The sequence below is a fragment of the Alcanivorax sp. P2S70 genome (assembly GCF_000475295.1).
GTDB lineage: Bacteria > Pseudomonadota > Gammaproteobacteria > Pseudomonadales > Alcanivoracaceae > Alcanivorax > Alcanivorax profundi.
Window position 1 is genome coordinate 188,965 of record NZ_AXBZ01000003.1, and the last position, 24,712, is coordinate 213,676.

The 24,712-nt window shown below is 58.7% G+C and carries 19 protein-coding genes; 12 read left to right on the plus strand and 7 right to left on the minus strand.

Translation table 11 applies throughout. The annotated features are described in order from the left end of the window. Positions 1-7: 7 nt before the first annotated feature. The 3 genes from Q672_RS19100 to Q672_RS19110 all read right to left on the minus strand — a co-directional run bounded on the left by Q672_RS19100 (position 8) and on the right by Q672_RS19110 (position 2,696). Positions 8-424 (minus strand): hypothetical protein, encoded by a 417-nt coding sequence (locus Q672_RS19100; RefSeq protein WP_022984009.1) that lies wholly within the window; start codon positions 422-424, stop codon positions 8-10. 12 nt (positions 425-436) lie between these two features. Beyond that, positions 437-1,642: a hypothetical protein gene (locus Q672_RS19105; RefSeq protein WP_022984010.1), complete on the minus strand. Its 1,206-nt coding sequence runs from the start codon at positions 1,640-1,642 to the stop codon at positions 437-439. 139 nt (positions 1,643-1,781) lie between these two features. Continuing rightward, the gene (locus Q672_RS19110; protein WP_022984011.1) at positions 1,782-2,696 is read right to left on the minus strand and encodes a glutathione S-transferase family protein; all 915 of its coding nucleotides are present in this window, start codon (positions 2,694-2,696) and stop codon (positions 1,782-1,784) included. Between the two features lie 335 nt (positions 2,697-3,031). Here Q672_RS19110 and Q672_RS19120 point away from each other — a divergent pair, with 335 nt between their 5' ends. The 4 genes from Q672_RS19120 to Q672_RS19135 all read left to right on the plus strand — a co-directional run bounded on the left by Q672_RS19120 (position 3,032) and on the right by Q672_RS19135 (position 11,768). Next, on the plus strand, positions 3,032-4,201 hold the full coding sequence (locus Q672_RS19120) for a helix-turn-helix transcriptional regulator (RefSeq protein ID WP_022984013.1): 1,170 nt from the start codon (positions 3,032-3,034) through the stop codon (positions 4,199-4,201). Positions 4,202-4,309: 108 nt separating this feature from the next. Continuing rightward, positions 4,310-5,905 carry an ABC1 kinase family protein gene (locus Q672_RS19125; RefSeq protein ID WP_022984014.1) on the plus strand — a complete coding sequence of 532 codons (1,596 nt, stop codon included), beginning with the start codon at positions 4,310-4,312 and terminating at the stop codon, positions 5,903-5,905. 297 nt (positions 5,906-6,202) lie between these two features. Next, positions 6,203-8,701: a membrane dipeptidase gene (locus Q672_RS19130; RefSeq protein WP_022984015.1), complete on the plus strand. Its 2,499-nt coding sequence runs from the start codon at positions 6,203-6,205 to the stop codon at positions 8,699-8,701. Positions 8,702-8,738: 37 nt separating this feature from the next. Beyond that, entirely contained in the window at positions 8,739-11,768 is a 3,030-nt protein-coding gene (locus tag Q672_RS19135) for a parallel beta-helix domain-containing protein (protein ID WP_022984016.1), read from the plus strand. Positions 11,769-11,842: 74 nt separating this feature from the next. Here Q672_RS19135 and Q672_RS19140 read toward each other — a convergent pair whose 3' ends face one another. Both Q672_RS19140 and Q672_RS19145 read right to left on the minus strand, forming a co-directional pair. Beyond that, positions 11,843-12,352 (minus strand): helix-turn-helix transcriptional regulator, encoded by a 510-nt coding sequence (locus Q672_RS19140; protein ID WP_160169796.1) that lies wholly within the window; start codon positions 12,350-12,352, stop codon positions 11,843-11,845. 184 nt (positions 12,353-12,536) lie between these two features. Continuing rightward, entirely contained in the window at positions 12,537-13,145 is a 609-nt protein-coding gene (locus Q672_RS19145) for a 1-acyl-sn-glycerol-3-phosphate acyltransferase (protein WP_022984018.1), read from the minus strand. Positions 13,146-13,428: 283 nt separating this feature from the next. Between Q672_RS19145 and acnA the strand changes: the two genes are divergently transcribed. From acnA to Q672_RS19160, 3 genes are all read left to right on the plus strand, one after another. Further along, on the plus strand, positions 13,429-16,179 hold the full coding sequence (acnA, locus tag Q672_RS19150) for an aconitate hydratase AcnA (protein ID WP_022984019.1): 2,751 nt from the start codon (positions 13,429-13,431) through the stop codon (positions 16,177-16,179). A gap of 147 nt (positions 16,180-16,326) precedes the next feature. Continuing rightward, entirely contained in the window at positions 16,327-16,602 is a 276-nt protein-coding gene (locus tag Q672_RS19155) for a hypothetical protein (RefSeq protein WP_022984020.1), read from the plus strand. A gap of 138 nt (positions 16,603-16,740) precedes the next feature. Beyond that, a complete protein-coding gene (locus Q672_RS19160; protein WP_035481608.1) occupies positions 16,741-17,226 on the plus strand; it encodes a GNAT family N-acetyltransferase in 486 nt (161 codons plus the stop codon). A 566-nt stretch (positions 17,227-17,792) separates the two neighbouring features. Here the strand turns inward: Q672_RS19160 and Q672_RS19165 are convergent. Continuing rightward, positions 17,793-18,659 carry an SDR family oxidoreductase gene (locus Q672_RS19165; RefSeq protein ID WP_233552481.1) on the minus strand — a complete coding sequence of 289 codons (867 nt, stop codon included), beginning with the start codon at positions 18,657-18,659 and terminating at the stop codon, positions 17,793-17,795. 23 nt (positions 18,660-18,682) lie between these two features. Next, positions 18,683-19,921 (minus strand): oxygenase MpaB family protein, encoded by a 1,239-nt coding sequence (locus Q672_RS19170; protein ID WP_022984023.1) that lies wholly within the window; start codon positions 19,919-19,921, stop codon positions 18,683-18,685. A 91-nt stretch (positions 19,922-20,012) separates the two neighbouring features. On the opposite strand from Q672_RS19170, the gene Q672_RS19175 reads away from it, so the two are divergent. The 5 genes from Q672_RS19175 (at position 20,013) to Q672_RS19195 (ending at position 24,574) form a co-directional block, all read left to right on the plus strand. Next, positions 20,013-20,630, plus strand: a complete 618-nt coding sequence (locus Q672_RS19175; protein WP_031225842.1) for a TetR/AcrR family transcriptional regulator — start codon at positions 20,013-20,015, stop codon at positions 20,628-20,630. Then, complete coding sequence (locus Q672_RS19180) at positions 20,627-21,622, plus strand: AraC family transcriptional regulator (protein WP_022984025.1); 996 nt, start codon at positions 20,627-20,629, stop codon at positions 21,620-21,622. Before Q672_RS19175 ends, Q672_RS19180 begins: the two co-directional genes overlap by 4 nt. A 256-nt stretch (positions 21,623-21,878) precedes the next feature. After that, complete coding sequence (locus Q672_RS19185) at positions 21,879-22,748, plus strand: fatty acid desaturase (RefSeq protein WP_022984026.1); 870 nt, start codon at positions 21,879-21,881, stop codon at positions 22,746-22,748. Positions 22,749-22,878: 130 nt separating this feature from the next. Next, a complete protein-coding gene (locus Q672_RS19190; RefSeq protein WP_022984027.1) occupies positions 22,879-23,757 on the plus strand; it encodes a fatty acid desaturase in 879 nt (292 codons plus the stop codon). A 13-nt stretch (positions 23,758-23,770) separates the two neighbouring features. Then, positions 23,771-24,574, plus strand: coding sequence for an SDR family NAD(P)-dependent oxidoreductase (locus Q672_RS19195; RefSeq protein WP_022984028.1), 804 nt, complete (start codon positions 23,771-23,773; stop codon positions 24,572-24,574). Positions 24,575-24,712 lie beyond the last annotated feature (138 nt).

Sequence of the window (24,712 nt, forward strand, 5' to 3'; positions counted from 1 at the left end):
CGTCCGCCTATCGGATTTCGTACAACACCCGCAGGTTCCCCGACACCTCGCTGGCCGGCAAATATCCGATTCGTTCCGGATTATTTTCCAGCATGACTTTCATGGCTGATACACCCGACACGCTCCGTGGCGGAACACCGCGACCAGAAAAAATCATTCGCGCCCAGTACGACTTCATCTGCGCGGGCGTCTTGCCAACTGCAGCCAAATAAAAACGATCACGCAGTCGGTCCTGCTCGGGCAAGTCCAGGGGTTTGAGATACACCCCGCCCACTTTTCCGTTCCCTTCCAGATAAAGCTGACGTATCTGGGACTGGCTGATAGAGGTAATGGGCGAGTTTTTATCGACGACCACCACAATGTCCGCCAGCGCCAGAGTCGGCAGCAACAGAATCAGGGAGAATAGCCATTGTTGTTTCTTCATGAGCTGCCCCCCTTAAAATACGGCATCAACAGTGATGCGATACACCGTAGGGTCATCGCGTTCTATTGGCCCAGCCATTGTGCTGGTCGTGAACATGCCATTGACGTTACTCCCGCTAGCCAGGAATTTGTCACTGCTCATGTCATAAAACTGCTGGGCTTCAAGCTTGATATCCACTCCTGCCGCCAATTCGTAGCGCAACCCGAATGTCCAGCTCTTTGACCGGATCATGTTGGCCTGAGCCAGGGAAATGCTCACAGGGTCGCCGCCAGAAAACACGTCGGAGTTATCCTGAGAATTTGTGGCTCCCCAAGTCACATGCGGCATCCATTTGCCGAACCGATACCCCGTCGTCACATACCCACCCCAACGCTCGGGAAACCAGGCATGAGGCACCAACGACGAACGTTCGGCCATGAATACCAACGAACCATTATCGTACTGCAAGCCCACACTGTTGCCGTGGATTGGCACACCATCAAGGGAGGCACTGGCAAGCCCTCCTCCTGACAGATCTGCGCTGAGTTCCGCATGGCTGTAACTCAACCAGGTAGAAACATCATGCCAACGGGATCGCAGATTGATACCGACATAATTCCGGCCTTCATAAATGACCGTGAAAGGCAGGGTGTTATCCGGCACGTCAAGGCTGCCGTAAAATGCACTCAGATCATGAGAAAGACTGCCGGTACGGAAACTCCAGGTAAGATCCATTCCATCCATGGTGTCGAACGGTACGATGCTATACACCTCGCTGGGCAGTGCAGCCCAATGATAGGCATAGCCTACGTTCAGATACTGGGAATGCATCGAGTTCGGTAGCATCAAACGACCACCACGCCAATGCAGATCCGGGGTAATCGCATAATCGATATAGGCCCACTGGGCCTCTGCGTCGTAATTGTCGCGGCCTCGCGCCAGAATTTGCATGACGGCTTCTGTGCGTTCATTGATCTCTGCGTTGATCTGCACACCCACTCGGGACAACTCCCGATGGGAGATATCATCGCTGGTCCGTTCACGGTAATAGAAGGGGTCACCGGCGTTGGGATTTGCCATCGGACCAGGGCCTCCCGGGCCCTGATTCTGGTGAACGTTATGGCGGGTCACCCCGTAGGTGATAAAGCCGTTGAGGCTAATCCGGTCGGACACAGCACTCGCAGCAGATGACGCAGAGCTTTCTTCCAGTGAAGCCAGCCGCTTATCCAATGCTTCCATGGTGAGTGCCTGGTCGGCACACACCGCCCCGATGCCGTGAGCGCCAAGGCCCCCAGCCAATCTCGCTTGTTACCCATGCTTTCCTCTTTTTATTGTAGTGCGGTCATGCGGAACCCGTGAAACGATACAAGCCTATCCCTCAACCAGCCTCTAACTGAAACCCCTCTCTGGGAAAATGCACATGGACTCTGTCGACCGCCAGATTATTGATTGCCAGAATCCATTCCGTCCCGGTGGCCCCAACCAGAACCCCTCTTGTTGGAACCTGGGCATAATCGTCCGGGGCGACAACCACCTCCTTGCCCAGCAATACATCGCTACCACTGTCGACCGTTTTCGGAGCGGCCTGACGGGCCATATCCAGCGCCGCCTCTCCCGTCATGCCAATACTGTGCCCATGCCCGAACGAGCGAATTCTCTGCATCCACTCCTCCACGGCAGGATAATCCTTCACCAAGGCACTTTCGGCTACATCCGTCAAAAACCATAGGCCATGGTAGGCACTAAAATCCGCTATAGATGGTGCATCCCCAAACAGCCACGGGTTGCCCTTCAAGCGTGATTCCATTTCTGAAAGATGCTGACAGACCCGATGCCGGGCCTCGCGCAGCCCCATTCGAGGCACAGAAGAAGTTCGACCAATCTGTATCCGGTCGCGAAAAAATCGCAACAAAGACCGCAGAGAGAAATGCCGAAACAGTTTGAGATTCAGTTTGAGGCTGGTCGATGAAAGGATGCAGGCCAGAAACAGTGTCAGGTCGGCCTCCCTCACAAACGCACGCTCCTCCTCACTGACCCCGTCAAGGGTTAGCCGCGGGTTGCCAGACAGCTCCGCGATTTGTTGGGTAATGGTTCGGGTATCGCAAAACACATCGGCTCCGATCTGTGCTACCGGTATTTTTCTATACCCACCCGCTAACGGAGCCAGCAACGGCCGAGGTGGCATTTCGCTGGTGATAACCGAACACCATGGCAACCCGGTATACCCGAGCATGGCACGGATCTTTTCCGAGAAAGGCGAAAGTGGATAATGGTGCAGGATCAGTTCAGACATAATGCTCCCTCAAATACACGCCAAGCGTGGGCTGATGATATTATCGCGTCAATGTCCCTCGCTATCAGCACTTGATCTTAACGGTCATCATGACCCGAGAGGGGCTGCCCGTCGTTGATATCCAGTCCACCAGCCAGCGGCAAAACCTTTCGATAGCGTGCTTCCATCCTTTCCTCGAACGACAGGCTATGCAGACCTGCATTAGGGACAGGCCATTCCAGGTTTGTGGGAGAATTGACAGACAAACGGTGATAAGAAGGGGAACCAGTGTCATTGGCCTTCATTCCATGACAGTTGATAATGTCATCGTCTCCCGCAATTACACTGGACATCAGATGGCATTGGTCTCGACCGATCTTCATGAGTCAGCCCCGGAAGAGGCCACCCTCACATCGCAACAATTCCAGGCCTACAACAAGCTGGTGGGAATACTGTATGCGTGCCTCCATGACAGCCGGGGCTTCCAGCCTTTTTTTGATGCTTTCCAGTCACATTTCAAGGCACTGCAAGGTGGCATCCTGGGTGTCAGCGACAACCCTCAGCGGCTGGTATACGGCTGGACGTTTGGCTACCCGGAAGGCTTCGAGCAGTGGTATATCAACAGCGACCTGCCAGAGCGAGACGAAGCCCTGACACGTTTTCGCCACCTGCCGCCCAGGCAGTTCGATTCCTTCCTGCGCGGCGACGAAAGCCAGACCATTCTCGACATGCTCAATCCGGAAAGCCGAGCCTGGGCAGAAGCCGTGGGGATGGGGGACAGCGCCGGGATGCTGGTCACTCGTCAGGCAGACACCAATGTGGTCTTCATGGCTAACCGCCACAAGGATTTCGGCCCCTACAGCGAGCTGGAAATCCTGCAGATGAACCTGCTGGCCCCGCATATCGAAAATGCCATTACCCTGCACTTCAAGCTCTACCAATCGAGCAGCGATAACGAAAGTCTGGCCATGGCACTGGATCACGTGAACAAACCCATGATCGTATTCAATGCGTTGGCCACCATCGCCCAGGCCAACCAGGCCGCCCGCACCCTGATCGACAATAGCCAAAGCCTGCATATTGGCTCCAATCAGCGACTCACCAGCAGTGATGACCGACTCAGCCGTCAGCTTGCCGACGCCATCACCACCAACCTGGTCAATGCCAATCAGGGGCGCGCCGATACTCACACCCTGTTTGTGGAAAATCGTGATGAACGCATTGCCATCTGCCTCACACCTCTGCAGTCCGAGCGAGCTGAGCATAATGGCTTGCTGGCTGAACTGTTCAACTACCGTATCGACATGACACCGGATCTCGGCAAACTGCAGTCCCTGTTCCTGTGCACCCCTGCCGAGGCCGCCATTGCCGCCGAACTGGTGCATGGTCTGGGAGCAGCAGAAATTGCAGACAAAAATGGCATATCCGTTCACACCGCGCGCCAGCACATCAAGAATCTACTGAGTAAAAACGGCTACAGGAAACAGACAGAGCTGGTGGCAATGCTGGTAAAAACGCTTTCATAACAATTAGTTAATAATATTGACCGACAGCTGACACTTTTTTCTTGCAGGTCTTCCATTCACCCTCTATCTTTGTGAACAACTATTCACAAGGTAGCCGAGAGGTGCCGAATGAAACACCCTGAACCTGTCGAAGTCAGCGGCAAAGACCGCACGCCTAGCTGGCAACCCCTGAATGACTTCGCTACCCAGAAACAGAAAGATAGCGGGCTCAAAGCCTGGATTGCCGTTGTAGAAGGCTGCATCCGTGCGATTGAACGTACCGCCTGGCAAGGCCGTGGACTCGCCGATCAAGCCATCACCGCATGCAAGGCATTCGGCCGTGGCGCCCAGGCCGTCAACGAGGAAATGCAGCTGTTGGCCGATGAGGCCCGCCGCTGGCCAATGCGCCTCAAGCGGCTGACCGTCACCGGCTGGATGCTGACCCGTGTGGTAGCAAGCTATCGCCTGTGGGGCACCCGTTCCGCCTTTCTGCCTGCCAGCATGCGAGACAGTGCCCTTCAGGCCCTGCATCAGCGTAACGCTCGCCGTTTCTGCGAAACCTCCCTGGAGCAAGGTGGCGCCTTTCTGAAAATCGGCCAGCTGCTGTCCAGTCGTCCCGATCTGCTGCCGCAAGCCTGGATCGATGAACTGGCGGTACTGCAGGACCAGGCCTCCCCGCTGCCCTATGAGACAGTCCGTCAGGTGCTGGAGGAAGAATTCGGCAAACCGGTAGAACAACTGTTTGCCCACTTTGATCGTGATCCGCTGGCCGCCGCCAGCATCGGGCAGGTCCATCGTGCCCGTCTGCTGGATGGCCAGGAGGTCGCCGTCAAGGTACAGCGCCCCGGCCTGGACGAGCTGGTGGAGCTGGACATGACCCTGCTGAAAGTCTTCATGGACGCCGTGAAGTCGGCCCTGCCGCCCATGGATATGGACACCATCGTCAGCGAGATTCAGCGCACAGTACGCGAAGAACTGGACTATCACCGCGAAGCGCGGGTGATGCAGCAAATCCGCCAGCAACTGGAAACGGTAGAAGGGATCACCACCCCCTCCCTGATCCCCGGCCTGAGTACCCGGCGAGTGCTGACCACCGGGTTTGTCCAGGGCAACAAACTGACCACAGTGCTCGATCGCCTGCATGACACGCACCCCGAGCGCACCAGCCGTATGCTTGGCAACCTGCTCAATGCCTGGTTTGCCCAGGTACTGCACGGAGGTCTGTTCCACGCCGACCCGCACCCGGGCAACATTATGGTCAATGAGCATGACGAACTGGTACTGCTGGACTTCGGCTGCGCACAGGCGCTGACCGATGACGCCCGTCGCGGTTACTTCCGGGTGTTGCAGGCTTGCGTCGTCGATGACCGTCAGGTGATTGGCTACACCCTGTCGCAACTGGGATTCCGCACCCGCAGCGGCAATCCCGACACCCTGTTGGCCTTTGTGGCGGCGATTCTGGATCAAGTCCGTGACAGCATCATCAATCCGTCCCCGCAACAGGGCTGGCCCAGTGCCGAGCAAGTCATGGAACAGGTCACGGCCCTGCTCGCCCGTCTGGAGCATGACCCCGTGGAAAAGATGCCCGGCGACTTCATCATGCTGGCACGGGTCTTTGGCACCCTGGGAGGACTGTTCCTTCACTACCAGCCTACCGTGGATATCCCTGCCATTATGTTGGGCTACCTGACCCGCCCTCTGGACCCTCCCCGCCTGGCCGCGTGACGCCACTGCGGTGAGCTATACGCGCTTACCGCTTCATATAAAAACGGTTTACATGGAGGGGACGCTCGCTCATGCGCAGCGCGTCCCCTCCACCTATTACGCCCCCCCTGATTCCTTCTCCTCTTGACGCTCATCCCCTTGATCGATGTTGCACCGCTCTTACCGGTGCAAAGAAACACTCACCAACATTGACAATAACGCTACAGCTCCACGCCGCCCCAAAGTTGTACAAACGTACTAATAATTCATAAGACAAGAATGCGGTCCGCGCAGACGGACCCACCAAAGGGGTTAGCCATGCTACAACTCAGCCAGACCTCCACAAGGTCGTTCCTGTATCTGTTGTTTCTGGTCACCACCGCGGGCGGCCTGCTTGCCGGCTGCGGCGGTGATGGCAACAGCGACAGACCAGCGACCGGAAACAACCGCGAACAACCCAGAGATCCGTCACCCGAGCCCCCCGACGACGAAGGGGAAGACGACGCTCCCACCCCGGTCGACCCCACCCCGCTGAACCGCTACGGTTTCGCCAACGGCTGTTACACGCTGCAAAGCCAGGGCAACTTCCTGCAGGCAGACAACGACGCTCAGCGCTACCAGACCACACGCAACGCCAGTGAGGCGACAGCGTTCTACATGAAACCGACCGCGCTGGGGAGCTACCTGCTACTCTCCGACTACCAGCGGGACAGCGGCAACAGCGGACAGAAACAACTGCTGGGCATCAGCGACCCGGCCGGTGAATTCCTTGATCAAAGCGGCAATTTCATCGGCGAACTGAGTTACCTGGTCTCCGGTCTCGGCGACACCCTGAATCTGGTACTGGATCCGGTCGCCCCCCTGGGTGGGCTGTTGCGCGAACTGGGGGAATCCCTGGGCGGGATCGGTGGTGGACTGGGGGACATCACGGTTCAACCCCGCCTCGGGATCGTTAATCAGGCCAGCGATCTGAGCGTCTGGAACCTGAATCCCGGTGACGAGGCGCAATTCACCCTCGCGTCCCAGGTCACCGGTCTGTTACTGACCGCCACCGATGACGGCCTTACCCTGACCTCCCCCGGCCTGGAAGCAGAAAACACCCGCTTTACCCTGCACGCCGCTGACGGCTGCGCCAACTACCCCGAAGCCAGCCTCAGCGCCAGTGTCGATGCCGCAGGCCCCGCCATTTACCTGAAAGACGTTGCGCGTTTCCAGCAGACCGAAGGCATCGATGACGACGACCTGTTTGGCTACGTGGACGCCCACAGCCATATCTCCGCCTATGAATTTATCGGTGGCCGTATCAATTACGGTGATCCGTTCCACAAGTTCGGGGTGGATCACGCGCTGCATGATTGCGCCGAGAACCATGGTCCCCAGGGCCTCACCGGGGTACTGGAGCAAGTGACCAGCACCCCCGGCCCCCACGAAACCCGTGGCTGGCCGGATTTTCCCTACTGGCCAAGAAGCAATTCCCTGCAGCACCACCAGAGCTACTACAAGTGGATTGAACGTGCCCACCTGTCGGGCTTGAAAGTGCTGGTCAATCACCTGGTGCACAACGAGATTCTCTGTCAGCTCAACCCGCAAAAGCAGAATGACTGCGACACCATGGCGGCCATCGAAATGCAGGCCACGCTGATGCATGACATGCAGGACTATATTGATGCCCAGAACGGCGGCCCCGGTGAAGGCTGGTTCCGTATTGTCACCAGCCCCAGCCAGGCCCGCGAGGTCATTGAAGACGGCAAGATGGCCGTCATCCTCGGGGTCGAGGCCTCCAAGGCACTAAACTGTGGAGAGTTTCTGGGTGTCGCGGAGTGCTCCCGGGACGAGATCGTGACTCGGCTGGATCGACTCTATGCCATGGATGTACGCAGCCTGTTCCCGGTGCACAAGTTTGATAACGCCTTCGGCGGCCACCTGCCAGACCTGTCCAGCGGCATTGGTATCGGCGCCATTCTCTACGGCGGCAACCTGCTGGAAACCGGCCATACCATTGAGTTCGAAAACTGCCCGGATCACCACCACAGTGATAACGAAAACCCGCTGGCCGATGCCCTGCAGCCACTGGGCATCCTCGACCAGCTGCTGTTCCAGATTGACTATATCGGCGACCGTTTCCCCGCCACCCCTGAAGGGCTGGCGGAATACGACCCGCGTCGTGGCACCGACCACCTGTGCAACACCCGCGGCCTCACCGACCTGGGCTTCTTCCTGATTGAGGAGCTGACCAAGCGCGGGATGATGATTGAAACCGATCACATCAGTCGCAAGGCCGCCACCGAAATCCTCGATCTCACAGCACCGCGCGGGTATCCGGTCATCAACAGTCATGGCGGCTGGGGTGGCACCGAAGCGTTGCGCGACCGAGTTGCCAACCAGGGAGGGATTACCGCCTCCTTCGGCAGCGTCCGCGGCGATTGGGTGGACCAGCTCACCCGCGACGGCAACCGCCCCCGCCCGGCCAGTTACAAGGTCGGCCCCTTTGGCGGAGCCGCCTTTGCGTCAGACGTCAACGGCATTGCCAATTTGGCCGGTAACCCCGGCACGCCCGATCAGGAAAACACGCTTTATCCATTCACCTCCGTGGACGGTCGCGTGGTGTTCGACAAACAACTCACCGGTGACCATGCCTTCAGCCTGTACGAAGGCCGGGGCGTGGCGCACTACGGGCTATACCCGGACCAGATTGCCGACATGGTGGCCAACAGCGACCGGTCGCAGGAGCAGGTGGACGATGCTGTGAACCAGTTATTCACCTCGGCGGAAGCCTACATACGGATGTGGGAACGACTGGAGCAGGCCGTTCGCTAACGAACACCTGCTGATTTCATAATGAGGGGAATCCATCATGAAAAATGACCTTTGGCGCGCGCTGGCAATATCCATGCTGGCAAGCACCCTGACCCTGACTGGTTGCGGCGGTAGCGACAGCAGCAGCCCGACAACCAGCAACACCCCCACCGGTAATACTGGTGATAACGGTGGAGACAATGGCGACAACAACGGCGGCGAGGATAACGACGGCGAGACCCCGCCCGACACGGTCGGCCGTATTTTCCTGATCAGCCCCGGCGACAATGCCACCGATGACATGATCAATGCCATGGTGCAACTTCGCCCGAAAGATACCCTGCAATTCGAGTGCGGGTACTTCGAGCTCGACCAGGGGTTGTTGATTCAAGCCACCGAAGACGTGCTGATCAAGGGCTGCGGCAAGGACGAGACCATTCTGTCGTTCAAGAACAGCGTCAACGTCACCGGGCTGGAAGCGTTGAACATTCGCGGCATTACCGTAGAAGACCTGACCATCCTCGACTCCCCCGGCGATGCCTTTAAATTGAAGAGCGTCAAATGGGGCACCCTGCGTAATGTGCGAGCCATCTGGTCCGGTGGTGGCGAGCCCATCACCGCTGATAATTATGAGGAAAGAATCCACGTTTCCTGTACCAATCCCCCCTTCAATGAAGGCGACCCCACCCCGGACTATGTGCCCAGCTCCGCCAGCGGCCGCTACGGCATCTACCCGGTGGAATCAGAAAACATTCTGGTCGAAGGCAGCGAATCCATCGGTGCCAGTGACGCCGGGATTTATGTCGGTCAGACCAACACCGCCATCATCCGTGACAGCCGTGCCGCCTATAACGTCATGGGATTTGAAATCGAAAATGTTCAGGGCGGGGAATACGACAACAACCTGGCGGAATGTAATACCGGCGCCTTCCTGATCTATGACCTGGAGAACATCACCCGTTACGGGGATACCTCGGTGATGATCAATAACGTGGCACGTAACAACAACACCTATAACTTTGCCCACAGCGGACTGGTTTCCGCGGTGCCAAGAGGTACCGGATTTATCACTCTGGGCTATGACAACATCGAGGTGCTGAATAACACCTTCGAAGATCACAGCACCGCTGCGGTCATCTACGTCAGCTATGAATTAATCGATGGCAAGGGGAAAACCGCTGACCGCAAACTGGACCCCTATACTGAGGGACTTCACATTCACAACAACGTGATGAAAAACTCCGGTTACGACCTGCCACCACCGGACCTGGAAAAGGTCGCCAACGGCGAAGTCGAGAGCGTTTTGCCATTCCTTATCGGCCTGAAAAACCTTCCGACCCTGAACGATCCAACCCAGTTACTCGGCAGCCTTACCAATGTGCTCAATCAAGGCAAGGGCGCTCATATTGTCTGGGATGGTCTGCGTGACGAACTGGATGAAGACTGCCCTTATCCAGTTGACAGCAATGGCGATCCGGTACCGATGTGGGACAGCGGAAAACCCGTCCACACCAATGAGCATCCGAATCCCAGCTGTCACTACAACGCCTACAAGTTCGACGAAAACAAGCAACGTATCCAGCCGGAATGGGGCTCCTGCATTCACAGCAACGAGCTGTCTGAAGACAGCGCCCCTTACCTTAACTTCCACGGCACCGACGGCCTGGAACTGGTACTGGCCATTGCCGACCAGGATCTGTCGATCCTGTCGCCTGCCGGTCTGCTGGACGTACTGGAAGGGTTGCTCAATATGCCGTCGGATACCCGACTGTCTGACCATGACTGTCAGGCCCGCTTTGGCAAAACACTGGCCCCGCTGCCGCGGGTTGACATTCCCCCCTTCGAGCCCAGCGGCGAATTCGATCCAGCCCCCTCCGATGAAGTGGTCGATTTCTATTGTTCCGCCGACGTGGCAGAAGGTGAAATCAACCGCGAAGCGCTGAACTACAACTGCCCGACACTGGACCAGTACAACCTGTTTGCCGATCCGCAAGACCCGCGCAGCTTGCCAAACGAAAGCGGCCAGCCCTTTGTCCTGAACAGCAAACTGTTCTCCGACTACGCCACCAAATACCGGGTTGTTTTTGTCCCGCCCGGTGAACAAGCGGTGTATCGCGACGGCCAGCAAGGGAATAACCCCAATGGAAGTATCCATTTCCCGGACGGCACCGTCATCGCCAAGACCTTTGCCTTTACCGATGAAAGCAATGGCACAGAGGTGCCGGTGGAAACCCGCCTGCTGATCAAACGCAAAAACAGCCAGGGCAGTGCGGTCTGGACTGGCCTGCCCTATATCTGGGAAGAGAAGGATGGCAAGCAGGTTGCCCGGCTGACCATGAATGGCGGCACCGCATCGGCATCCTGGCACTACCGGGATGCGGATTCCGGCACCCTGCTCACCGGCAGCACCGCCAGCTATAGCATTCCCAATGCCAACCAGTGCATCACCTGTCACGGCAATGATGACCAACCTGCCGGCAGCGCCCCGATTGGTCCCAAGCCTCGAAACCTGAATCGCGCTTATCAGCCGGAGTCGGCGTTCATGGGCAACAGCGGCCAAGGGGGATTCCCGCAGATCAACCAGCTCAAACAATGGCAGGATCTGGGCATATTGAGCGGCGTACCGACCCTGACCATCAGCAATGGCGTTGCCACCAATATCGAGCATCTGCCGCGCTGGAATGTCCCGGGTGACAGCGGTGAGACCGCCCACTCAGCGGCGGATATCGAGAGCCGGGTCCGAGCCTATCTGGAGGTGAATTGCCAGCACTGCCATAACGACAAGGGCGCCGCCTCCAATACCGGTTACTACCTGGATCACTTCCGTGATGTGAATGCCAGCTACGGCGTGTGCAAGAAACCCACTGCCACCGGCGGTGGTTCCTGTGGACGTCAGCATGTACTGGTACCCGGTGATGCCAGCGCCTCCATCGTTTCCTGTCGGCTCGCCGCAGAAAACGACCCGCAACGGATGATGCCCCCCATCGCCCGCAGCGTGACACACAGCGAAGCCAGTGTTCTGCTGGATCAGTGGATCGATAATGTGGTCGATGGCAGCTACACCAACGCCAATGGCTGCAGCAACTAAACGTCCGTTACCCATCCCCCTCCGCCTCCCGTTCGCGGGAGGCAACCTTCCCTCCCCGCTTGCGGGGAGGTTTTTCAGTACCCTCCCAGCAAGGCAATCAATGCAGCCTGACGGTGGACTCCCGTTTTCTGCAGCAAGGACTTGATCTGACTTCTTACGGTTTCACGGGAACTGCAGCGCAGTGCGGCAATCTCAGCGGAGCTTCTGCCGTGTAAAAGATGACGGGCAATATCCATTTCAGCCGGGGTGAACTGGTACTGTTCCGCTGCCAGAGCGAGCGCTTGCGAAGCATTGGCGCCCCCATCACAAGACACCAACCGCAACCAGCGCTGTTGATCATCGAGAAAGTCGACCCGAAACACACAAACCCGGTCAGCCGTCTGCAACTTGAGACGCTGAGATTGTGCCGCCGTTGTTCGCAGAGCGCGAACCGCGCGTTGAAAGCGCACCCCATTGGCGGTGCCGGCATGCCCGATCGAGATGTCGAGCAAGCCAGGGTTCAGTTTTTGCTGAGCGGCCTGGTTGGAATACTCCACGTTCCCGGCGCGATCACAGACAATCACCGCCCTGGAAAAACTGTCCAACAGTGCTTCCAGCAAAGCCAAATCTTGATTGGAAGTACGGTGATGATGGTTCGCGGTTGATCTGACAGCAGTGGCAACTTGCATGCGCGTCCCCCTCTCGTTGATGTCATTCAATGAGAGGGACAACGGCCAGGAATTCGACAATGAGCCGAATCCAGAACGCGTATTGACGGAGCCGAACGTCTTACCGTTGTTTTTCGCGCAACGCTTTCAACGGGGCGGACAACTTATCCGGGTGTCGAGGATGAACCAAAGCATAGGTAGAAAAGATCGTGGCCAGATCTGCATCCAGATCATCACCGGGCTCCACCACCAACGGAAAATCGATTTCCTTTTTTCGGTAATCGGCCGTCGCAACGATGATGGGTACACCCGCCTGATGAGCGATACGATGAAACCCGGTTTTCCATTGTGTTGCACCACCGCGCGTGCCTTCCGGGGCCACCACCATGAACAATTGCTCAGCGCCGTTGAACTGGGCGACCGTCTGCTCGACCACGCCCCCGGCCTTGTTGCGATCAATGGGCAGGGCTCCCATCCAGCGTAACAAGGAACCCAGCGGTCCCTTGAAGGCACTGTCCTTGATCATCACATGCGCATCCAGGCCCAGTTGCATCATGGCGGCCAGGGTCACAATGCCATCCCAGTTGGACGTGTGCGGCCCGCCAATAATCACCGCCTTGGGCAAGGCCGGTAACGGACTGACCACCTTCCAGCCAATCAGCTTCAGGAAACCGCGCGCGCACGCCCGGGAAAATGCATTACCGCGACGCGGGTAATCGCTGGTGGCCATAAACAGAATCCTCGACAAAAGTGCCGCGATCATACGCAGGGCGCCGATGACTCTCATTGACCTTGAAGACCAACGTGCGCCCCAGTGGACAGGCGGTGCCCATGGTCTATGACAAAGATTGAAAAACCCCCTTCGCCACACATTTCATGTGGACGCCATAAGCGCGTAGTATGAGGGTATTCATAACGCAGGGTCCTGGTGTCATTGTGTTATGGGCCCTGCGGTCCCGCTTTACGCCGTGACACCACGGCGGCGAGCCCATTCTCGACCCAGGAGGTGTGCAGTGACACGGATTGGCCAGGACACCCTGAACAGCAAGTCATCGCTGACAGCCAACGGCAAGACCTACCATTATTTCGACCTCAACGCGGTCGCCGACAAGGGCTGGGGTGATCTCAGCAAGCTTCCCTTCTCGCTCAAAGTGCTACTGGAAAACCTGCTGCGCTATGAAGATGGCGAGAGCGTCACCGTGAATGACGTGGAAGCGGTCGTGCGCTGGCTGGACAACAAGCGTTCCGACAACGAAATCAACTACCGCCCGGCCCGGGTCCTGATGCAGGACTTCACCGGCGTCCCCGGTGTAGTCGATCTTGCCGCCATGCGCGATGCCATCAGCAAGGCCGGTGGCGATCCCACCCGCATCAACCCCCTGTCACCGGTGGATCTGGTCATCGATCACTCGGTCATGGTGGACAAATTCGGCAACCCGCAGGCCTTTGCTGAAAATGTGGATATCGAGTACCAGCGCAACCGTGAACGTTATCAGTTCCTGCGCTGGGGCCAGAAAGCCTTCAATAATTTCCGGGTGGTGCCACCGGGCACCGGCATCTGCCACCAGGTCAACTTGGAATACCTGGCCAAGGGTGTCTGGTCCGAGCCGGCCCAGGATGGCAACACCTATGCCTACCCGGATACCCTGGTGGGCACCGACTCCCATACCACCATGATCAACGGCCTCGGCGTATTGGGCTGGGGTGTGGGCGGTATCGAGGCCGAAGCCGCCATGCTCGGCCAGCCCATCGCCATGCTGATCCCCGAGGTCATCGGCTTCAAGATCAGCGGCAAGCTGCGCGAGGGCATCACCGCCACCGATCTGGTACTCACGGTCACCGAGATGCTGCGCCGCCGCGGGGTAGTCGGCAAGTTTGTGGAATTCTTTGGTGACGGCCTCGCCGACCTGACCCTGGCCGACCGCGCCACCATCGCCAACATGGCCCCCGAGTATGGCGCCACCTGTGGTTTCTTCCCCATCGACGAGCGCACCACCGAATACATGGAACTGTCCGGCCGCGACCCCGACACCATCGCGTTGGTCGAGGCCTACTGCAAGGCGCAAGGGCTGTGGCGCTCCAGCGACGATCCGGACCCGGAATTTACCGATGTTCTGGAACTGGATCTGGGGGATGTGGTGCCCAGCCTGGCCGGCCCGAAACGCCCCCAGGACCGGGTTCCCCTCACGGCCGTCAAACGCACCTTCATTGACGTAGTGACCGAGACCCTCAAGCTCAACGACGATGAAATCAGCAAGCTGGAAGGGGAAGGCGGTCAGACCGCCGTGGGCAACCACGAGCCCAGCGGTGGTGACGTTCCCGTCACCATCGACGGCCAGAAACACCACCTCAGCCACGGCGATGTGGTGATTGCAGCTATTACCTCCTGCACTAACACCTCCAACCCCAGCGTCATGCTGGCGGCCGGTCTAGTGGCAAAAAAAGCCGCCGAAAAAGGCCTCAACCGCAAGCCCTGGGTGAAGACCTCACTGGCCCCCGGCTCCAAGGTGGTGACCGACTATCTGGACGTCACCGGCCTGCAGAAACCCCTTAACGACATCGGTTTCGACCTGGTCGGCTACGGCTGCACCACCTGCATCGGCAACTCCGGCCCCCTGCCGGACGCCATCGACAAAGCCATTGCCGACGGCGATCTGGTGGTGGCCTCAGTGCTGTCCGGCAACCGTAACTTCGAAGGCCGGGTCCACCAGAGCGTGCGCACCAACTGGCTGGCCTCACCGCCGCTGGTGGTGGCCTACGCCCTGGCCGGCACCGTGAAAATCGATTTGGACAAAGACCCTATTGGCAAGGATAACGATGGCAACCCGGTCTACCTGAAGGACATCTGGCCCAGCTCCGATGAGATTCAGGCAGAGCTGGTCAAGATCAACAACGACATGTTCCGCAGCCAGTACGCCAGTGTCTTTGACGGTGACGAGACCTGGCAGAGCCTGCCAATCCCGGATTCCCAGACCTATGACTGGGACAGCCAATCCACCTATATCCAGAACCCGCCTTTCTTTGACGGGCTTACCGCCGAAATCGATGATGTGACCCCGGTGAAAGACGCCCGGATTCTCGCCTTGCTTGGCGATTCCATTACCACCGACCACATCTCTCCTGCCGGCGCCATCAAGGCCGATTCCCCCGCTGGCCATTATCTGCAGGGCCACGATGTGGAACCCATCGACTTCAACTCCTACGGTTCGCGCCGGGGGAATCACGAAGTGATGATGCGCGGCACCTTCGCCAATATCCGTATCCGCAACGAGATGACCCCGGATATCGAAGGCGGCTTTACCAAACACCTGCCCCAGGGCGAGGAAATTTCCATCTACGGTGCCGCCATGCGTTACCAGAAGGATGGCGTTCCCACCGTGGTGGTCGCCGGCAAGGAATACGGCACCGGCTCCAGCCGCGACTGGGCGGCCAAGGGCACCAACCTGCTCGGGGTGAAAGCGGTGATTGCCGAAAGCTTCGAGCGTATTCACCGCTCCAACCTGATCGGCATGGGGGTGTTGCCACTGCAGTTCCCGGAAGGCACCGACCGCAAGACCCTGAACCTGGACGGCAGTGAAATCGTCGATATTCCGGAGTTGGGCAACGGCCTGAAAGCAGGGGAAACTGTAAAGGTGGTGTTCCGCCGTGATGGCAAGGAACAAACCGTGGAGGCGCTCTCCCGTCTCGATACCGCCGCGGAAGTGGAGTACTACAAACACGGCGGCATTTTGCACTATGTGCTGCGTCAGATGATGAAGGGATAACCCGACCCTCTGCTGTGGGAGCGGAGTTCCACCGCGATGTCGGGCCACCGTGGCCTGCCCCGCTCCCGCAATCACCACCGGGCTTTCCCTTCCGAGCCCGGTTTTTGCTATGCTGACTCTGCTTCACAACGAGTTTTGGGGAACTCCGTGCGCTCTGTACTCCTGATCTTCTGTTGCGCCCTGGCACTGCCAGCGGCGGCGCAATCGTTTGACGACAGCGACCTGCTCACCGCCGAGCAGCGCGATGCACGCCTGCGTGAACAACAAGAACTGGGAGCCAGGGAGCAAGACCTTCTGCAGCAGAAGGAAACCACCCAGGAACTGCTTGAGCAGCAAGATGCTTACCTGGAAGCACTGAAAGCCCAGATCGATGCCATGAAGCAGCCCTCACAAGAATCACAACAACACGGGACACCACGCTGATGCTGCAATGGTTACGCCGCCTGTTTCAGGGCCCGGCAAAAGACGCGACGCCTCAGCAGGCACCCCGCCCCGAAGACGATGCCCCCCCCCGTGGAAACGCCGCAATCTGAGGTGCCAGCCCCTCCGCCTGCCGACCCGATGGCCCCTTTTCTGCCGTTCCAGATCCGGCCGCTGGAAGTGGCCGACCTGAACCGTCTGCTCGGCGTCTTCCGCGATGCCATACAAGTGGGCAGTGCTGGCGAATACGATCAGCAGCAACGTGATGCCTGGAGTCGTGGCCAGAACTACGACAGCCTGATCTCATTGCTGAGTGAAGGGGAAACCGTGGTGGCGCAGTGGGATGATGAACTGGTGGGGTTTGCCCAGCGCATTGCCGACAACATCAATATGGTTTACGTGCACCCGGACTCCGCCCGGGTGGGTATTGCTACCCTGCTCTACCAGCATCTGGAAGACAGCGCCCGGGTCGAAGGCATCCCCAGCCTGACCACCCACGCCAGCCTGACCGCACTGGAATTCTTTCGCTTCATGGGTTTCGACAGTGAAGGGGAGGAGCAAGCAGATCGGGGTGGCGTCAATCTGAAACGCCACCTTATGCGCAAATCATTGGGCAATTTTCAGTAAATAAACCGAACATTCATCAAAAAATCTGATCAAACCCGCCAAACCGGTGCCATGGGTTCGGCCTCCCCGTGCCACTAGAATGATTCCATCGGCAGCGCAGAATGCGCGGCCTACCCAACACCATTTGCGCTCATTCTGAACACCCGGGGTCACGGATTGGCCCCACACTTCCCCCCTTAAGGCCGTCCCCCCGACGGCCCTTTTTTTGTGTCGCGACACGGGCAATTTTTAGGGTACATCGCGGATTTCCGTGAAAGGCCCGATTTACCCCCCACTTGCCGCAGGAGCGTCGGTTATTTGCTCCGCTCACCCTTCGGGCCGCCCTGCGGTCGTTCCTTCGCTACGCTCGGTGGCGACGCGATACCAAACCAGGATCAAAAGCATTTTCATCACAGAGGGCACAGGGCTCACTGGGGAGGACGGTTTTCCTCTGTGAACCCTGTGCCCTCTATGGGAAATCAGTCTTTAACGACGTGGGTTATCGCGCCGCGAGCGACGCTCCTACGGAAGGGGCTCTTCTGTGGACGATTCCCTCGAATCCGCGAAGAACCCTTTTTCTGTAATGCTCAGGGCTTGTACAACAAGCGCCCCACGCTGTTGAACGCTTTTTCGGTAAGACTCATGCGGATCATGGCACGGAACAGGGTCTCTGGCAGCAACCGGCGGGCCAGCAACAGCATGCGGGCATCGCTGCCGACACTGTAGCGCAGGCGCTGGCTGCCATCGGTGGAGGCCTTGTAGATGACGTCCGCAGCCTCTTCAGGCGTCGAGCCCCCTGGCCCGGTCTTGTCCATCACCCCAAACTGGTCTTTGGAATAAGTCTCGTAGGTGGACACCCCGGTGCGATTTTCGCGGTCGGCGGAACGCCCGAAGAAGGCCGTATTCACCGCCCCCGGCTCAATGATCTTGATGCCAATGCCCAGCGGACAGAGTTCGTACACCAGCCCTTCGGTGAACCCTTCCACCGCCCACTTGCTGGCGTTATACACACTGTACAGCGGCAGTGGTACCCGCCCGACCATGCTGGCCACGTTCACGAGTACACCGCTTTGCCGCTCGCGAAAGTGGGGCAGCACGGCCCGACAGGTCTCCATCAGTCCGAACACATTGGTCTCGAACTGCCGTTTAATCTGTTCTTCATCCAGGGTTTCAAACGCGCCCATCAACCCATAGCCGGCATTGTTCACCAGCACGTCAATCGCCCCGAAACGCTGGATAACGGCTGCTACAGCGGCGTGAATGCTGTCACGGTCAGTGACATCCAGACGGGTACACATCACCCCCGGCAGTGCCGCCAGCTCATCCGCCTGGGACGGGTCTCGCATGGTAGCTGCCACATTCCAGCCGTTGGCCTGAAACAGTTTGGCGGTGGCGTAGCCGATGCCGGACGACGCCCCGGTAATCAATACCGTCTTGATCGCAGATTCAGTCACACTCATTTCCTGCTTTATCGCTTTCAGACATGCCCCGGGTGCGAAGCATCCGGGCGAATCAGGTCTTGCTCGGATTCCCCGAACATCTGGGCCAGCACCTGCAATTGAGCCTTGCGGCCCGTACGCTGCTGTCGCTGACGCAACCCAGGTAAATAGCGCTGACCGGCATGCAAGGCAAACCGCGGCCCCAGCGTGAGCAAGGGGTACCAGGACGACACATCCTCCGGCAGGCCCAGTTGCGCCATCTTTTGCTTGTCCAGAAAAAAGCGGCTGACACTCAGATGCTTGTTGTAGGCAAGCTTGCGCTGCAGGGATTCAAAACGGCCGAACTTTCGCTCCAGAGGCTCTTGCGCCAACGCCATGCCCAGCTCACGGCTGGTCCAGTCCGGCTGGCTCTGGGTCATCAGGGTGTGGTGCAGCAGCACAATCCCGTCGCGCTCGCTGTCGACCAGCCAACGCTCATCCACGCCCATCAACCAGCCGGCGTATTTCCACAACTGCATCACGCCACGGGACTCACGGGGCGTTACCGGCACGCCCATCTTGCGCAGGCCACCCAGCATCACCACGCAGAACCCCAGATAGGTCGCCACCATATCTACCTGACTGAGCGGCTTGCCCCACTGGCTCTCATCCCACTCGTCCCGGGAGGCCAGGTTGCGGCGCACCAGCGAATGCACCATGCGCACATGCAAGGTGCTCTTGAAGCCTGCCCCGAAACGCTCCAGCCCGCCCACCTCCGTGCAGTCGATCCACCATTTTCCGGTCTCGGCCACTCGACGGGACGCGCCCTTGTTGAGGGCGCCGGTCAACACCAGGGACTGGTTGAAACCGGACAGCAAATAGCCCCCCATCAACGCCAGATCCCGCAACACGTACGGCGCTGTCATGCCAGTGGAGTGAATAAAGCGGGCACCGTCCTCGATCAGCTCGAAGTCCACCCAGGCCGGGCGTTTTTCCAGCCGTTTGATGAACAAACGCAATGGTTCCGGGCAATCCGGCACCGCGTTCAGCCCCTCATTGACGGCCTTTTCGAACAGCGCACGGGCCTCACGTGGGCCGAATGCCACCATCCAGTCCACCAGCTCGTCCATGGGCTGATCACCTTCCCACAGGGCGGCGATCACCTCATCAAATTCTGCGCGACTCGGCGCCAGATCACGGCCCAACAGGGTACGCAGCAACACTGGCGTGGCTTGCTGGGTCTTCTCAAATGGGCGAGCCCGGCGGGGCGCGGGCTGAATGTGTGCCTGAGCGGTCATCACAACCTCCTGGGTGTGCTTGCAATAGCTGTCACCCTAATGCGAATATGTATTCGCATTCAATTCGCATTTTGCCGATACAGGTTCCGCCATGCGTAAACGCCCCCAACAACAACGCTCCCGGGAAATGGTCCGCGCCTTGATCGACGCGACCGCCCAGGTCATCCAGCAGCAGGGGCTGGACAACACCACCACCGCCAGGATTGCCGAGGTAGCCGGCGTCAGCGTGGGCTCGCTGTATCAGTATTTCGGTGACAAGGATGGGTTGATCGAAGCCCTGATGGAGAGTCTGGCCGAGGATATCGGGGTCGGTCTGAAACGACTGCCCATCACCGACAATGTGGACATCAATGCCATGGTCAGCAGTGCCATTCGCTTCGGCTTTGCGGTGCTGCATTCCCGCGACGGCCTGTACCTGGAACTGGTACGCAACTGGCATCGACTGCCCACCAACCGGGTGGTGGAAGTCCTGCAACAACACTTCATGGATCTGGCCCGGATGTACTTCCTGCGCCATTATCGGGACAACCCCATCCACAACCTGGAGGTGCGGGTGTTTATCGTCACCAACAGCGTGCTGTTCACCATGGTGCGCTACATCAGCCAGCACGGCGGCATGATTCGCGAAAGCGAGCTGGCCGATGAGCTGACCCGCATGGTCGCCAGCTACATCGCCGAACCGCCTGCCAGCGAGGAAACCGTTCGATGAAACCCGACCTGGCTCTGGCCTACTGCCGCATGATCGCCCAGACCCTGGGGCTTGATCAGGATGGCCTGGATACCCTGGTGGCCAACACCGGGATCGACGCCCACACCCTGCAGACCAGCGATGGGTTCATTGACTGGCCCGGTGCCTGTCAGCTGATTGCAAACGCGCAGCACATGAGTGAAGCGCCGGATCTGGCCCTGCAAACCGGCCTGCGCGCCCTGCCTGCCATGCATGGCCCCATGGGGATGGCCGCCATGGCCAGCCCTACCCTGCGCGATGCCATGCGGGTCTTTGCCAGTTTTACCAACACCCGCACCCGGGTGTTTCTCACCGAAATGGAAGAAACTCCCGACACCATCACCCTGCACCTGAAATTCGCTTATCCGCTGGATGATGCCATTCGTTTCCTCACCGAATCCGCCATGGGATCGGCCTACGCCTGTCATGTGGTCCTGCGAGGCAAACCCATCGAGGATGGCACCGCCAGCTTCAACTACCCGGCACCGGCCTGGGCCGAATCCTACAAAAAGATCTTCCGGGGGACCGAAGTGGTCTTTGATGCCCCCGGTGTGTCGCTGTCCCTGCCTGCACGCTACGGCGACGAGGTATTAGCCAGCCACGACCGGGACTTGCTGTGGCTGGCCATTCAGCAGTGTGAAGCCCGCCAGGAAGCCCTGCGCAAGCAAGGCACGGTAACGGATCAGGTGCTTGCCCTGCTTCACCAAAGCCAGGGCCAGGCCAGCCTCGATGCCGTGGCAGACCGTTTGCACATGAGCCCGCGCACCCTGATCCGCAAGCTCAAGCACGAAGACACCCGTTTTCAGCAACTGCGTGACCAGACCCTCAGCCGCCGCGCCACCCAGCTGCTGAGCCTGCCCCACTACACCGTCGCAGCAGTGGCAGAAGACCTGGGCTACACCGACGTGGCCAGCTTCCGCCGCGCCTTCCAGCGCTGGTTCGGCACCAGCCCAGGGCGATTCCGGCAGGAATAACCTGTCGGTAGGAGCGTCCTTGGCGGCGCGATAACCACCTGGAATCAAAAGCTTCGCTACCGCAGAGTTCACAGAGGCTAAAACTGTCTTCTTCCCAGTGGTCTCGGTGAGCTGTGCGGTACGTTTGGCTTATCGCAGCGACACCGACGTCTCTACAGCCCCTGTCATTTTCTATCCCCCCCTTGTCAGCATCCGCGCTTACCGCTGTTCGCCATTCCGGCAACACTGAAAAAAAGCACCATTGGAGACTGGCGCAATGAGTCACGCCGACAACAACAATGAACTGGCCCGCCTGAAGGTGTCACCGCCACTGGCCTTGCCCACGATTGCCATTCTGATCGTGTCCCTGATCAGCATCGCCCTGAGCTGGGTACTCGTCATGAACGACATCTGGCCACTGTGGCTGGGCATGGTCATCAACAGCATTGCGGGCTACGCCCTCTTTACCCCGGCTCACGAGGCCATCCACCGGGCAGCAGCGCAGAAGTCGTCTACCAACGACTTTCTGCTGTCTGCCGCCACCTTCGTGGCCGTGCCCTTCGGCAAGGGGAAACTGTTCCGCCTGCTGCACATGCGTCACCATCGCTTTGCCAACGACCCGGAAAACGACCCGGATCACTGGATGGCCAGCAGCCTGTGGACCATGCCGCTGTGGGGTCTGTGGCCGTATTTCTATCTCTACAAGTTCCTGCGCAACCCGGCCATGCTGCCCAATGTGAAGGTGTCCGAGATCGTTCGTGAGATCGTCGTGGCCGGGATTATCTTTGGCGCCCTGATTGCCTGGGAACCCTTCTACATGCTGACCCTGTGGCTGATCCCCACCTACTTTGCCTTCTTCCTGATGTGCCTGGTGTTCATGGTGCTGCCGCACTACCCCCATACTGGCCGACAGGATGAAGACCCCAACACCACTGCCCTGATGCGCATGGGCGGCGAGTGGTGGCAGACCCCGGTGCTGATGTACCAGAACTACCATTTGGTCCATCACCTCTATCCCACCGTGCCGTTCTACCGTTACGGCAAGGTGTGGAAGGCCCGGGAAGCCCACCACATGGAAAACTCCGGCAGCATGATCATTGGCCCCTTCGGGCTCGGCCCGGACAGCGACAAGGCCAACGCCGCCTGACGCCTGCATCGGGGCGGCCGGCCACGGCGCCCCGATGACACTATTTATCCCCTTTTTGGCATTTTCCGCGCTTAACTTTCTTTCCCGTTCAGTAAACACTGTGTATCTGGACCATGCAGGAGACTGCCCAATGACGACAACAACCGAAGCAGAAGAACTCAAGACACTGGCCAAACTGAAGGTATCGCCGAAGTTTGCCTGGCCAACCATTGCCCTGATGGTGCTGTCCCATGCGGCCAACATCAGCAGCTGGATCATGGTCATCGGGGGCTACTGGCCTGCCTGGGTCGGCCTGGTGATCAACAGCATCGCCGGCTATGTCATGTTCACTCCTGCCCACGAATCTATTCATCGTGCCGCAGCGCAGAAATCAGAACACAACGACCTTATCCTCTCCATTGCCACCTTTGTGGCGGTGCCGTTTGGTAAAGGCAAGTTGTTCCGCATCATGCACATGCACCACCACCGCTTTGCCAATGATCCGGAAAAAGATCCGGATCACTGGATGGCCAGCAGTCTGTGGACCATGCCACTATGGGGTTTCTGGCCCTTCATTTACCTGATCAACTTCATGCGCAATCCGGAAAAGCTGCCCAATGTGGCCATGTCCGAAATCCGCCGTGAACTGATTGTCGCCGGCATTGCCCTGACCGCCCTGTTCATCTGGCAACCCTACGTGACCCTGATGCTGTGGCTGATCCCGTCCTACTTCTCGTTCTTCCTGATGTGTCTGGTGTTCATGGTGCTGCCGCACTACCCGCATACCGGCCGCCAGGACGTGGATCCGAATACCACCTCGCTGATGCGCATGGGCAAGGAATGGTTGCTGACCCCGATCCTGATGTACCAGAACTACCACCTGGTTCATCACCTGTACCCCACCGTACCGTTCTACCGGTATGGAAAAGTGTGGAAAGCCCGCGAGGCTTACCACCGCAAACACTCTGGCAGCATGATTATTGGCCCCTTTGATCTGGGCCCGAAAGACCAGCCCGGCGACGCCGCCTGACAGGAGCACAACAATGACAAAAACCGTACTGATCACCGGCGGCGCCGGCGGCATTGGCCGTGAATTCTGCAAGCTGTTCAACAACGATGGCTACAATATCGTGGTCTTCAGCCTGCTGCAGGACGAACTGGATCAGCTGGGTAACGACCTGAAAGCCCAGCGCAACGATGTGGTTTACCACGGCGTGCAGATGGACCTGTCCCAACCGGATGCCGCCGAGCGCATCGTGCAATGGCTGGACCAGGAAAACATCACCCTGGACGTGCTGGTCAACAACGTGGGCTTCGGCATGATGGGCGAGCACGTTGAGCAGGACACCCGGAAACTGGAGCGCATGCTCACCCTCAACAATATTCTGCTCAGCAAACTGTGCATGCTGGTAGGCGCCAAAATGAAGGCTCGCGGCCAGGGCAAGATCATGAACATCGGTTCCCTCGCCGGGTTCTGCCCGATGCCTTTCTTTGCCGCCTACAGCGCCAGCAAGGCATTCGTGATCAACCTCAGCGCCTCCCTGCAGGAAGAGCTCAAACCCTATGGCGTGCAGGTCACCTGCTTCTGCCCCAGCACCACCAAGACGGCCTTCCTGGATACCGCCCAAAGCGCACACAAGTCGTCCAGCGGCATCACCCAATTCGTCTCCGCGCAGATCGCCACCCCGGAAGAGGTGGCCGCTGCCGGCTACAAGGCCCTCAATGCCGGTAAGCGTTACGCCCTGCCCGGCCTGTCCGTTACCCTGCAAAGCATCTGGATCCGCATGATGCCACTGCGGGCAATGGCCAGTTTTGTTTATAAGCAGTCGGTTGATAAAAGCAGTTAACAGTGAACAGTTAATAGTTAACAGCTGCGCGGGGGAGGCATGCCTGTCCCGCAACCACAGAGGCCGCGCCCGGACATTGGGCGCGGCCTCTTTCGTTGGAAAACCTTTTGGAGCAGTAGGGGGCCGCGATGCGAGGGT